The sequence below is a fragment of the Dietzia sp. CW19 genome, assembly GCF_014145265.1.
GTDB lineage: Bacteria > Actinomycetota > Actinomycetes > Mycobacteriales > Mycobacteriaceae > Dietzia > Dietzia natronolimnaea.
This window is the reverse complement of sequence record NZ_JAALEE010000360.1, coordinates 14273-26518: the sequence shown is the minus strand read 5'-3', so window position 1 is coordinate 26518 and position 12246 is coordinate 14273. Positions and strand designations below refer to the sequence as shown.

The window sequence follows — 12246 nt, the reverse complement described above, 5'->3', positions numbered from 1 at the left end:
TCCGCCGATGTGGTCGAAGTCCATGTGGGTGAGCACGATGTGGCGCACCTCGCGGGGGTCGAACCCCATGGCCTCGATGCGCCGGTACGCGGTCTCGGAGGGGTCCAGGCGCGGGCGCATCGCGTGCCGCAACGGGCCCAGCCGGGCGGCGGGGTCGGCGATGTCCCGGAGCCCGATGCCGGTGTCCACCAGCACCAGCCCGGCCGGGGCCTCCACCAGCAGCACTCGGGTGGGGAGGCGTCCGGCGAACGTCCCGCAGTTCATCTGGTGGATCCGCATGTCGGCCACGGTACCGTGGCCGCGTGAGTCGAGATGGAGTGCTGGACCCGCGACCACTGGTTCGTGTCGCGGTGGACCCGGGCCTCGCCGGGGCCGCCGATACCTGGCCGTACTCGGTGCCCGCGGTGGGCGATCTGGTGCGCGACGGGTTCGAGCTGGACGACCTCACCGTCCTGGTGGGGGAGAACGGCTCCGGCAAGTCCACGATCGTCGAGGCCGTGGCCATGGCGTTCGGGTTGAACGCCGAGGGCGGGTCCACGGGCGCCCGGAACGCGACGTGGGCGTCGGAGTCCCCGTTGCACGAGGCGCTGCGCCTGGTGCGCGGGGGTGGGGCGCCGCGGTGGGGCTACTTCGTGCGGGCCGAGACCATGCACGGCCTGTTCACCTACCTGCAGTCCTCCGGGCCGGGGCAGAACTTCCACGCGCGCAGTCACGGCGAGGCGTTCTGGGACCTGGTGGACTCCTCCCGGTTCTCCGGCGGCGGGCTGTTCGTGTTGGACGAGCCCGAGGCGGGACTGTCCTTCGACGCCCAGCTCCGTCTGGTCGCGCTGCTGCTCGAGCTGGCCGATCGCCGGGGTGCGCAGGTCCTCATGGCCACCCACTCGCCGATCCTGGCCTCCGTGCCGGGGGCCGTGGTGTACGAGCTGTCGGACGACGGGATGCACCGCAGCCGCTGGGAGGATCTGGCGATGGTGGACCACCACCGCCGGTATCTCGCGGCCCCCGAGCTGTATCTGCGCCATCTGCTGGAGTGACCCGGCACACTGGACCCATGACCGATTCCGCGTCCCGTTCCGCCCGCACGTCCGGGGAGGCCCGGCCCGTCCACCCCGACTACCCGTCGTACGCCCCGCCGTCCACCTCGACCGCGGCCAATGCCGGGCCGCTCCCGGCACCCGAGCCCGGGTTCACGCCCGACGTCATCGTGGTGGGCCACGGCCTCGCGGGGCTGGTCGCCACCTACGAGGCGAGCCGGGCGGGCAAGAAGGTCCTGGTGGTGGACCAGGAGAACGAGAAGAACCTCGGCGGTCAGGCCTATTGGTCGCTCGGCGGCCTGTTCATGGTGGACACCCCCGAGCAGCGGCGCATCGGCGTCCATGACTCGCTGGACCTGGCGTGGCGGGACTGGCTCGGTTCGGCTGCGTTCGACCGACCCGAGGACCACTGGCCCCGGCGGTGGGCGCGGGCCTACGTGGAGTTCGCGGCGGGGGAGAAGCGCACGTATCTCAACGGGCTCGGGCTGAAGATCATCCCCACCGTCGGCTGGGCTGAGCGTGGCGGTGGGGACGTGGAGGGCCACGGCAACTCGGTCCCGCGGTTCCACGTCACGTGGGGCACCGGGCCCGAGGTCGTGCGCGTCTTCGAGGAGCCGGTGCGCACAGCGGCAGCCGAGGGGAGGGTGCGCTTCGCGGTGCGTCACCGCGTCGACGAGATCGTGGTCGAGGACGGCCGGGCGGTCGGCGTGCGAGGTGCCACCCTCGTCCCGTGCGATCTGGACCGGGGCGTGTCCTCCCCCCGCGAGGAGACGGGCCGGTTCGAGTTCCGGGGCGGCGCGGTGCTCGTGTCCTCTGGCGGGATCGGCGGCAACCCGGACCTCGTGCGCCAGTACTGGCCGTCGGACCGGCTCGGCGAGGCGCCCAGGGACCTCATCCTGGGGGTCCCTGAACACGTCGACGGTCGCATGCTCGAGATCTCGGGGACAGCCGGGGCGAACCTCATCAACCGCGACCGGATGTGGCACTACACCGAAGGGGTCGCCAACTTCGCGCCCATCTGGCCCTCGCACGCCATCCGCATCATCCCGGGCCCGTCGACGCTCTGGTTGGACGCCACCGGCGCGCGGATGCCGGTGCCGCTGTTCCCGGGCTTCCACACCACCGCGTCCGTCGAGGCCATCCGCCGGACCGGGCACGACCACTCCTGGTTCATCCTGGACTCGGCCATCGCGGAGAAGGAGTTCGTGCTCTCGGGCTCCGAACAGAATCCGGAGATGACCGACAAGGTGGTCAAGAAGTTCCTGTCCCGCGCCAAGAAGGGACTGCCGCCGTCGGTCGGCGAGTTCGCCGAGAAGGGCGTGGACTGGGTGGTGGCCGACTCCCTGGAGGAGTTGGTGACGGGGATGAACGAGTTGGTCCGCGAGGGCGAACCCGAGCTCGATCTGGAGAAGGTGCGCGAGTTCGTCCTGGCGATGGATGGCCAGATGGACAACCCCTTCGCCAAGGACGCGCAGGTGCAGGCCATCCACAACTCACGCCGGGTGCTCACCGACAAGCTCACCCGCATCGCCAAGCCGCACAAGCTCCTCGCGGACTCCGGCGCCGGCAAGGGCTCCGCCGCCGGCTCCGGTGGCCCGCTGATCGCGGTCAAGGTGCACCTCATGACCCGCAAGACCCTGGGCGGGATCGAGACCACGCTGGACTCCCAGTGTCTGCGTCCCGACGGCGAACCCTTCCCGGGCCTGTATGCGGCCGGTGAGGTCGCCGGCTTCGGTGGCGGAGGGGTCCACGGCTACAACTCCCTCGAGGGCACCTTCCTCGGCGGCTGCATCTTCTCGGGGATGAAGGCCGGTCGGGCGATGGCGCGGGAGGTGTGACCCACGCGGACTGCAGGAGCGCTCTCATCGCGACAATTCGGCAGACGTCATCTCCTCGACTAAGTCCTCTAGGAGACTAACTGCTGGTTTTCCGGCGCATGCGAAAGCGATTTTGGAAAGGGAGCCGCTGAAGTAGTAACCCGCGCGGGGATTGAATATGGTCAGAACTTTGGTTGAACCTCCAACAGAGTATACAAGCGCGGCGTAGGCGAGTGCCTGGCGGAAATCGATACTGCGGAATAGGCGGCGTACCGACTTGACTTCAATAATTTCCGACTGGCGAATGATGTCGATGTGGCCGGACCTCACCACTCCGCAACCCGGGACTTGATGCAGGAACTCCACCGGGGATCCCGAACCCAGAAAATTCTGGACTCCGGTACACAGCGCAAGCACCTCCTTCCCCTCTTGTTCGGAGAGCGGTGCTCTTGCGCTTTCTCCTCCCGGAAGCGCAGTAACAAATTTTCGGGCTGCGTCCTCCGCTCGCGGTAGCTCCAACGGTTGTCCGCCAAGACTAGCGAGACGAAAAGCTGCTTCTGCCACCAGCGCTGCGCGTTCAGGTTCGCAATGCTGTTCAACAGAGTTCCCAGAGAAGCGCAGATTTCGATTCGCCCAACGAGAAAACTCTGGAAGGGTCGGTGTGCATTTGTGCCACGTTGAATCCAAGTTTACAAATTGACCGATGCTTATCATAGTGGCACGTCCCAATTCGGGCGGGATACACGACCAGAGAACCAGTCCCTGAAAATGAGCTCGGGTTTCGGGAGTTTGCGGACGGTTGGCCTGCGCCAATGATCGCCTTCGTCTCCCAGGCGATATGACGAGATAAGAAATGCCCTCTTAACCCAAGGCCTATAGCCCGCATAGTAGTTCTTCTGATCGCTTAGCCAGTAGGTTGCTCCCCAGTTGGCCATAATTAGGATAATGTCTCTTTGGATTGTTGGCGAAGGCGATCCAGCATAGCCGTGAGCAGAATTAAACAGGGAGACGAGGAGCTCTTCGTTCTCAACTGAGTGGCGGGTGGCGAGTGTGCGAATCATGTATTGTAGGTTGAGGTCGACCTGCGCCGAATGATGCCTGTTCTGAATCAGCCCCCGAATGCTCTCGTGAATCCTCTCAACTGCGGAATCATCTTGGAAGTTTTCTAACGCTGATCTTGTGGCGATTAAGACTTGTGGGACCACCGGCCAGAGGTTTCCGATGTTCTCAATCATTGACTCGATGGCAGTAATTCGTGGAGCCTTATCCATGAATTTCACCGCTTGCACCAAACGTTTAGTCGTCGCTGTGTGTATACGGTCTTTATTGAACTCTGCATGGAGGAGGCTCAAGACATCAAATTTTGCAATTTGTTCCTTAGTTGTCTCAAAGTCGTGTTCGGCAGTATCGGAATAGGGGTCATAGTTTATTTGTATTCCCAGGAAGGCTTCTGCGCTTCCGGGGATAGGGTCGGCAGGGTCGAGAGTTGACAGGTACTCGGCGGATTTCTGCACTCGGGTCTTGTTCTTCTGAAGCGACAGTCCCTCGTTACGAAGGAGCTTCTCGGATAGGAACCCTATGGTTTGATATGCGGATTCTAGGTCGTCGACAAAAAATCTGTAGTCGTCGACGTAGCGGCAGAATTCTCCTATGCTCGGATTTCTCGCTAGTAGTAGATCGGTCCTTGATAAAACCAGTTCGGCGAGTACTCGTGCGGCTGCCCCACCGACGGGCAAGCCGTACGAGGTGCCATTGGACAGGTTGCCCAAGATGGCCATTATCTGTTTTGTTCGAACCCCGTCGGGGTCTGCAACTCGGAGAGCGTTCTCTATTCGATGATGATAAATCCTCGAGTAGAAATCGGCGATGTCGACAGACACGACATACTTGTGGTCTTCCGAAAGGTTGCGGCATTGTTCTTGGAACTGCCTCCATCCGCCTTCGGCGAAAATTCTGTCGTCAGTAGTTGTGAGTCGATAGGAGAAGACCCGCTTTGCGTCAACAGGCAATCGCATTTGCTCAATGGTTGGACTTAGTTCAAGAACGCAGGCCAGAAAATATGCGTTCCAAACTGGATCGATTTGTGTGGCCCAACGGAATCCTGCATAGCCTGTTGGGGATAGCGTCGAGAAGTGCTCAACCGGGTAGTCGGTTATAGTTTGTTCGAAATCAACGGACATTTCGACCAGTAACTCAGCAAAGCCCTCGGGATCCTCTCGGATGGCGTTCAATTCGAAAGGGAATGGAAATATGTCGGTGTCTCCGAAAATGACGACGTTCTGTAAAGCGCGTTCAGCTGCATGCTTGGAGAGTTTCACTTGCTCAACTTTCTTGCCGGATGCGGTCGGCACGGGGTTTCCTAGAGGTTAGCCCTCGGGTGCGATGGCAGGGACAAGACGGCTATTGCTCCCGCTAATCGCAAGTGGCGAGCAGACTCTGGAGCCGTTCAGCTACTCGGTCGTGTACTTCGCCGTCGTTGTCATCTATTTCACCTACGCCGCGGACGTCCTCGGCGGCACCGACCTGCCGGCGATCGCGGTCTCGGTGGTCTACGTCCTGATCGGCGCCTGCGGTCTGGTGGCGCTGGCCACCGGCGCCATGGCGGGGCGGTGGGGCAGCAGCCGGGTCGCCGCGATGTGCCTGGTGATCGTGGCCCTGGCGTTGGCGCTGCTGGGCGTAGCCGGCGACTCCATTGTCACAACTGTGATCTCGGCAGGCGTCTTCGGCGTGGGGTACATGGCGGGCTCGGCGGTGTTGGCGGTGTGGACCGCCGAGCTGGTCCCCGATCGCGCGGGAGCGGCATTCACGGCGTGCCTGGTGGTCGGAGCGGTGAGTTCAGTCATCGCGCCGGCCCTCGCCGGGGCCGTGATCCCGGCCCTGGGCCTCGGTGCGCTGCTCCTGACGAGCGCCGCGGTCTCACTGGTCATCGGAGTGGGGCTGGTACTGCTCGGCGGAACCCGGGGGAGCGCCACCGCTCTCGTCGCCTGAGCACGTCGTCCCCGAATCCTCGGCCCCGGTGGAACCACGGCCGCGGTGGAACAACGGCGTCCCCGAATCCACTGTGTCTCTGAAAACGCCGTGTCCCTGAAACCACCGTGCGGCACGAGCTCGTGCGCGAGGGTGGCAGGTATGCAGAGCGCGGGCGACGTCATGGACCTCCTCGACCCGTCACGTGTGTCGCCGGGGATCGAACGGATCGGGGACTCGTCGTTCTTCGCCGTCCGGTCCTGGGACCTCATGGTGGAGGCGTGAATATTCGTCTTACTGGGGTCCACCGGTATTGCCTCCGGGGGCCGTTCGTCGTTTGACGAGTTATTGCGCTTGGGGGCCAGCAGTAGCGCCCGTGGGGGCCACCTGCTCTTAGGCTCCTTCCGCCGCGTGTATAGGGCACGCGGCGGAAGGAGCAATCCGTGATGGTACGGAAGATTAGGGCGAAGCTCGTGTTGCAGCTTCGCGCCGAAGGCCTGTCAGGCAGGGCGATCGCCGCCTCGCAGGGCATGTCCCGCAAAAGCATCGCGGCGGTCCTGGAGGCCGCCGATGCGACCGAGACGAGCTGGGACGACGTCGCCGAGCTCACCGATGAGCAGGTGTACGCCCGCTTGTTCCCAGGCCGCGGGGAGCACGAGAGCGTGTTCGCCCAGCCGGACTGGGAACAGGTCCACCGCGAGATGGCCCGGGTCGGGGTCACGCTCAAGCTGCTGCACGGCGAGTACACCGACCGCTGCGCCACCACGAGAGCGCCGGCGATGGGCTATGACCGATGGTGCAAGATCTACCAGCGACACGTGATGGTCACCGGCGCCGCCTCCCGCGTCGGGCACAAGGCCGGCCAGACTGTCGAGGTCGACTGGTCCGGCCCCACGATGGAGCTGACCGACCCGGTCACTGGGGCGGTGACGAAGGTGTACCTGTTCGTGGCGTGCCTGCCGTTCAGCAGGTACGCGTTCGTCTGGCCCAGCATCGACATGCAGCAGGACGCGTGGCTGCGGGCGCACGTAGCGATGTTCGAAGCCTTCGGCGGGTCGGTGCCGCGGATCGTGTGCGACAACCTCAAGACCGGCGTGATCAAGCATCCCCGCGACGGGGAGATCGTCCTGAATGACGCCTACCGGGAGATGGCCGCCCACTACTCGGCAGCGGTCCTACCAGGGCGTATACGGCGGCCGAAAGACAAGGCGAGCACCGAGAACACCGTCGCGCACGTGGCGACCTGGGTGATCGCCGGCCTGCGGGACCGGAAGTTCCACACGGTGCCCGAACTGGCCGAGGCCATCGGGGAGCGAATGGACGCCTACAACCGCGAGCCGTTCCAGAAACGCCCCGGTTCCCGGCTGAGCGTGTTCGCCACCGAGGAGCAGTTGCTGCTGACGCCGCTGCCGGCGGTGGCGTTCGAGATCAGCCGGTGGCTCTACGGCCGGCGGGTCGGCCGCAATGGGCACGTGGTGTTCGAGCGCAACTTCTACTCGGCCCCGCTGGCGCACATCGGCACCAAGGTCGACCTGCGAATCACCGCCCGCACGCTGGAGATCTACCGCGGCACCGAGAGAATCTCCAGCCACCTTCTGCTTCCCGAGCAGACGGCAGGCCAGTACCGCACCAACGACGCCGACCTGCCGGCCGGCCGCCAGTACCAGCAGTGGGATGCGCCCCGGGTACGGGCGTGGGCCGAGCGGGTGGGGCCAGCGGCGGTGATCGTGGTCAACCGGGTCTTCGAATCCGTGCCCGTCGACGAGCAAGGCCTGGACGCCGCCCTGGCGGTGCTGCGCCTTTCGCGGCGGTTCTCAGCCGAGCGGGTCGAAGCCGCCTGCGCCCTGGCGCTGACCGGACCGGTGCGCTCACCCCGCTACGCGCATATCCACCCCATTCTGGCCACCGGCCAGGACAAGACCGCCGCCCTCGGGCCATCACGGACCGAGCCCGAGCAGGCCAGCGGGTACGTCCGCGGCGCCGACTACTACGCCAGGAGCGCCCGATGAGCAGCATCGATAGCGAAACCAAGCGCAAGCTCCGCGAGATGGGCGCGCAGTCACTGCTCGAGGCGCTCGAAGCGCAACACGACGACCACGTGGTCGGCATGAGCTTCGGCGAGCGCCTTCAGCTGGTCGTCGACCACGCCCACGAGAGCTTCAACCACTCCAAGATCGACGGACTCATCCGCCGGGCCAACCTGCGCTACCCGGGCGCGGATCTCCGGCGGGTGGACCTGGTCGAGGAGCGTGGTCTGGACCGGGCCGTACTCGCGCAGCTCGCCACCTGCTCGTTCATCCAGCGCCAGCAGAACGTCGTCTTCCAAGGCTTCACCGGCTCGGGCAAGTCCTACCTCGGCTGCGCCCTGGCCAAGCAAGCCTGCCAGCACCGGATCCGGGCGCACTACATCCGGATGCCCGACCTCGAAGAAGCGTGGGCCTTGGCCAAAGACAGACCCCAGGGCCAGAACAAGTTCCTCAAGAAGTACGCCGCGTTCTCCCTACTGGTGATCGACGAATGGCTCCTCGACCACCCCGACGAGACGATCAGCAGGATGCTCCTCGAACTCCTCGAGCGGCGCTACGACACCGGGTCGACAGTCTTCTGCACGCAGTACCCCAAGAAGGACTGGCACCAGCGCCTCGGCTCCGGAGTCCACGCCGACGCCGTCATGGACCGTATCGTCCACAACACCATCTGGATCGACACCGGCACCCACAACATGCGTGAGCACCTCGCCGCGACCCAGTAGCTAACCACCCCGGCGGGGGCCGGTGGCCCCAACAGAGAAGATCACCGGCCCCCAACGGCAATACTGCTGGCCCCCAGACGCAATATCCGGTGGCCCCCAAGCCTCCAAATACTCAGGCGACGGGCCGGGTCGAGGACTTCTCGTCCAACCTCACCGCGACGATGGTCGTGGGGCCGGACGGGGAGGTGACCGAATTCCCCGTCGCCGAACTGGGCTCCCCAGTGCACGTGTTGGCCACCGCGGACGGGGAGGTCCACCGGGCCCACCGGAAGTTGGTCATGCCGTCGATCTCCCCGCGCAAGCTCCGGGCCTGGCGGCCCTTCATCGACGATCGGCTACGTGAACTCTGGTCGGAGCGCTGCCGGGACGGGGGCATCGACTGGGTCAAGGACATCGCCGAACGCCTCCCGGCCTCGGTCGTCGCGAAGCTCATGGGGCTGCCCCAGCAGGACGGGGACCGGCTGTGTGAATGGGCGTTCGCCAGTACGCGGATGCTGGACGGGATGGTCTCGGCCGACGAGCTCGACGACTCGGTCCGATCGGCCGGGGAGCTGATCGAGTACCTCTCCGGCACGCTCACAGAAGCGCGGGCCACTCGACCGGCCTCGGTGCTCGGAGACCTCGCGCGTCTGGTCGACGACGCCGACTTGACCCACGAGGTCGCGGTGCAGGTCCTGGTCCAGCTGGTGGCGGCCGGGATCGAGTCGACTGTAGGACATCTGGGTTCGCTGGTCTGGCGCCTGGGGCAGCACCCGGAATGCCTGGACACACTGCGGTCGGACCCCGCCGCCCGCCCGCTCTTCATCGAGGAGACCCTGAGGCTGGAGGCGCCGTTCCGTGGGCACTACCGACACGTCACCAGGGACACCGAACTCGGCGGGGTCGGACTCGCGGCGGGCACGCGTCTGTTCCTGCTCTGGGGTAGCGCCAACCGGGATGACCGACAGTTCAGCCGACCGGGTCAGTTCATGCCTGACCGGGGGGAGGGGTCGCACCTGTCGTTCGGGCGCGGGATCCACTTCTGCGTGGGGGCGGCGCTCGCGCGGCTGGAGTCGCTCGCCGCACTCGACTTCCTCCTGGGCCTCGACGCGGTCCCCGGGATCGACGCCTCCCGGGCCGAGTGGCACCAGAGTCTGCTGGTCCGTCGGCTCCAGTCACTGCGCATCACCGTGTGAGACGGCGGCCGGTGAGGGACGCCTCTCGGTTGCCGGTCGTGGTGGGTCTGTGGAATGGCAGTTCCCGGCTGTAGGTCTACAGTCTGTGTTCGTGACTGGTGGGTACAGACTGGTGTCGCCGTCGGGGTTACGGCGGTTGTCCGGGTGGGCGGTGTTGAGCCCGGTCAGGGTCGTGGCGATGAGTTTCGCCGCGGCGATCGTGGTGGGCACCGCGTTGTTGCTGCTGCCCGGGGCGGTGGAACCCGGTAGCAACACGAGCGTGACGGAGGCGCTGTTCACCTCGACATCAGCGATGTGCCTGACCGGGTTGATCGTCGTGGACACCCCAGTGCACTGGTCAGGGTTCGGGCAGGGGGTAATCCTCGCGTTGATCCAGGCCGGCGGCCTGGGGATCATGACCATGGCCTCGATGGTCGGTCTGATGTTGGCCGATCAGATCGGGCTAAAGGCCCGGATGAACACCGCAGCCGAGGCCCGGGCCTCAGAGCTCGGCGACGTCCGCGGCGTCGTCATCGGCGTGATCCGGTGGAGCGTATTGATCGAGCTGGTCACCGCGGCCGCGCTGACGCTCCGCTTCGCACTGGGCTACGACGAACCCGCGCTGCGGGCACTGTGGCTCGGGGTGTTCCACTCGATCTCGGCGTTCAACAACGCCGGGTTCGCCCTCTACAGCGACAACATGATCGGGTTCGCCACCGACCCGTGGATCTGCGTACCGCTGATGGGCGCGGTGATCCTGGGCGGCCTGGGGTTCCCGGTTCTGTTCGAGGTGGGGCGTCGGTTGCGCCGGGCGGCACCGGGGAGCCGGTCGCGGGCGGGCTGGACCCTGCACACGCGACTGACCGTCTCGGTCACGGCGGTACTGCTGGTGTTCGGTTTCGCCGCGGTCCTGGCGCTCGAGTGGGCCCGCACCCTGCAGACCTACAGTGCGTCACAGAAAGTCCTGGTTGCCGCGTTCCAGGGCGTGATGCCCCGGACAGCCGGGTTCAACAGCGTCGACTACGCAGATTTGGACGACGCGACGCTGTTGGTCACCGATGTGCTGATGTTCATCGGCGGGGGCAGCGGTGGCACCGCCGGCGGAATCAAGGTCACCACCTTCGCCCTGTTGCTGTTCATCATCATCGCCGAGGTCCGGGGCGAGAGGTCGGTGACCATTCTCGATCGCCGAGTCGACACCCGGGTGCAGCGTCAGGCGCTGGCGGTGGCGTTGATCGGAATCGGGCTCGTGATGACCTCGACGATCGTGTTGCTGGCCGGGACTCCCTTCGGGCTCAACGAGCTGCTGTTCGAGGTCACCTCGGCGTTCGCCACGGTGGGGTTGTCCACGGGGATCACCGCCGAACTTCCACACTGGGGACAGTGGATACTGATACTGCTGATGTACCTCGGTCGCATCGGCCCTATCACCATGGTCAGCGCCCTGGCCGCGCGCCAGCGTGGCCGCAGATACGACCTTCCCGCAGAGAGGCCCCTCATTGGCTAGACGACGAGCTCCCGATGCTGTCGTAGTGCTCGGACTTGGCCGGTTCGGCAAGTCCCTGGCCCTGGAGTTGATGGCACAGGGCGCAGAAGTGCTGGGAGTGGACTCCAGCGATGCCGTGGTGCAGAAGGTCTCCCACCGTCTGACCCACGCGGTGGTGGCGGATACCACCGACGAGGAATCGTTGCGCCAGTTGTCCGTGCACCAATTCGACCGGGCGGTCGTGGGCATGGGCTCCGATCTCGAGGCCAGTCTGCTCACCGCGTCGGTGCTCATCAACCTGGGCGTGCCCAACATCTGGGCCAAGGCCACCAGTAACTCCCATGCCAAGATCCTGACCCAGATCGGCGTCCACCACGTCGTGCGACCCGAGCACGACATGGGTAAGCGGGTCGCCCACCTGGTGCGGGGCCGGATGATCGACTACATCGAGTTCGACGACGGCTTCGCCATGGTCAAGACGTCCGCGCCGGCCTTTGCTCTCGGCCACCCCCTCGGACAGACCAACATCCGCACCGACTTCGGAGTCACGGTGGTCGCCATCAAGCGCCCGGGGGAGGGCTTCACCTACGCCACCGCCGAGACGGTCCTCACCTCCGGAGACACCATCATCGTCTCCGGAAGGGTCCGCGACACCGAGCGATTCGCCGAACTGTCCTGACTCCCGAGGTCGGGGTCGTTCCGGGTTGTCCGGTTTCTGCGACCACAGCGTTCCACTGATACAGCCCGCTACTGATACAAAGCTCTACTGATCCGGGACGAGGTGCCGTCGAGCCTGTCTCCGCCCCCGGAGCACACCGAGTTCGTAGGTGGCCAGCACGATCAGCCACAGAGCGGTGAAGGGGATGACAAACCAGAGCATCGCGGTACTGAACGGCTCCAACGCATCGTGGTCGGACGCCTGGAGCACCACGTACAGGATGTAGGCCGCATAGAACCCGGAGAAGAGGAGACCCTCCCAGCGTGTGATCGCCATACCGGTGAACGCGATGGGAAGAAGGGCCAGCGCAACTGCCAC

Annotated in this window: 12 protein-coding genes and 1 pseudogene; 9 read left to right on the top strand and 4 right to left on the bottom strand. The window is 65.3% G+C overall.

What is annotated here, in order from left to right; all coding sequences use genetic code 11:
• The coding region (locus G6021_RS11125) for an MBL fold metallo-hydrolase (protein ID WP_182641296.1) at window positions 1-279 on the bottom strand (279 nt) is incomplete at its 3' end.
• Window positions 280-302: 23 nt separating this feature from the next.
• Between G6021_RS11125 and G6021_RS11120 the strand changes: the two genes are divergently transcribed.
• Both G6021_RS11120 and G6021_RS11115 read left to right on the top strand, forming a co-directional pair.
• Window positions 303-1034: an AAA family ATPase gene (locus tag G6021_RS11120; protein WP_347238958.1), complete on the top strand. Its 732-nt coding sequence runs from the start codon at window positions 303-305 to the stop codon at window positions 1032-1034.
• Between the two features lie 17 nt (window positions 1035-1051).
• Window positions 1052-2872, top strand: a complete 1821-nt coding sequence (locus G6021_RS11115) for an FAD-binding dehydrogenase (protein WP_182641295.1) — start codon at window positions 1052-1054, stop codon at window positions 2870-2872.
• A gap of 24 nt (window positions 2873-2896) precedes the next feature.
• Here the strand turns inward: G6021_RS11115 and G6021_RS11110 are convergent, their stop codons facing one another.
• Complete coding sequence (locus G6021_RS11110) at window positions 2897-3565, bottom strand: hypothetical protein (RefSeq protein ID WP_182641294.1); 669 nt, start codon at window positions 3563-3565, stop codon at window positions 2897-2899.
• Entirely contained in the window at window positions 3562-5202 is a 1641-nt protein-coding gene (locus G6021_RS11105) for an RNA-directed DNA polymerase (RefSeq protein WP_146166362.1), read from the bottom strand. The genes G6021_RS11110 and G6021_RS11105 overlap by 4 nt, the downstream gene beginning before the upstream one ends.
• 52 nt (window positions 5203-5254) lie before the next feature.
• Here G6021_RS11105 and G6021_RS11100 point away from each other — a divergent pair, with 52 nt between their 5' ends.
• From G6021_RS11100 to G6021_RS11075, 7 genes are all read left to right on the top strand, one after another.
• Complete coding sequence (locus G6021_RS11100; RefSeq protein ID WP_146166363.1) at window positions 5255-5839, top strand: hypothetical protein; 585 nt, start codon at window positions 5255-5257, stop codon at window positions 5837-5839.
• Between the two features lie 141 nt (window positions 5840-5980).
• A complete protein-coding gene (locus G6021_RS17770) occupies window positions 5981-6103 on the top strand; it encodes a hypothetical protein (protein ID WP_277817943.1) in 123 nt (40 codons plus the stop codon).
• A gap of 161 nt (window positions 6104-6264) precedes the next feature.
• The gene (gene istA, locus G6021_RS11095) at window positions 6265-7827 is read left to right on the top strand and encodes an IS21 family transposase (protein WP_182641293.1); all 1563 of its coding nucleotides are present in this window, start codon (window positions 6265-6267) and stop codon (window positions 7825-7827) included.
• Entirely contained in the window at window positions 7824-8570 is a 747-nt protein-coding gene (locus tag G6021_RS11090) for an ATP-binding protein (RefSeq protein WP_182641292.1), read from the top strand. The genes istA and G6021_RS11090 overlap by 4 nt, the downstream gene beginning before the upstream one ends.
• Window positions 8571-8659: 89 nt before the next feature.
• Window positions 8660-9745: a cytochrome P450 gene (locus G6021_RS17900; RefSeq protein WP_182641291.1), complete on the top strand. Its 1086-nt coding sequence runs from the start codon at window positions 8660-8662 to the stop codon at window positions 9743-9745.
• Between the two features lie 178 nt (window positions 9746-9923).
• Complete coding sequence (locus tag G6021_RS11080) at window positions 9924-11231, top strand: potassium transporter TrkG (RefSeq protein WP_182641290.1); 1308 nt, start codon at window positions 9924-9926, stop codon at window positions 11229-11231.
• Entirely contained in the window at window positions 11224-11889 is a 666-nt protein-coding gene (locus G6021_RS11075; RefSeq protein WP_107748179.1) for a TrkA family potassium uptake protein, read from the top strand. The genes G6021_RS11080 and G6021_RS11075 overlap by 8 nt, the downstream gene beginning before the upstream one ends.
• An 84-nt stretch (window positions 11890-11973) precedes the next feature.
• Here G6021_RS11075 and G6021_RS17340 read toward each other — a convergent pair.
• A pseudogene (locus G6021_RS17340) lies at window positions 11974-12246 on the bottom strand (sodium:calcium antiporter); the annotation flags it as partial.

What these genes read in the sequence shown, in the direction of transcription:
- G6021_RS11115 (WP_182641295.1), top strand. Translation starts at nt 1,052, where the DNA reads ATGACCGATTCCGCGTCCCGTTCCGCCCGCACGTCCGGGGAGGCCCGG.
- G6021_RS11110 (WP_182641294.1), bottom strand. Translation starts at nt 3,565, where the DNA reads ATGATAAGCATCGGTCAATTTGTAAACTTGGATTCAACGTGGCACAAA.
- G6021_RS17770 (WP_277817943.1), top strand. Translation starts at nt 5,981, where the DNA reads ATGCAGAGCGCGGGCGACGTCATGGACCTCCTCGACCCGTCACGTGTG.
- istA (WP_182641293.1), top strand. Translation starts at nt 6,265, where the DNA reads ATGGTACGGAAGATTAGGGCGAAGCTCGTGTTGCAGCTTCGCGCCGAA.
- G6021_RS11090 (WP_182641292.1), top strand. Translation starts at nt 7,824, where the DNA reads ATGAGCAGCATCGATAGCGAAACCAAGCGCAAGCTCCGCGAGATGGGC.
- G6021_RS11080 (WP_182641290.1), top strand. Translation starts at nt 9,924, where the DNA reads ATGAGTTTCGCCGCGGCGATCGTGGTGGGCACCGCGTTGTTGCTGCTG.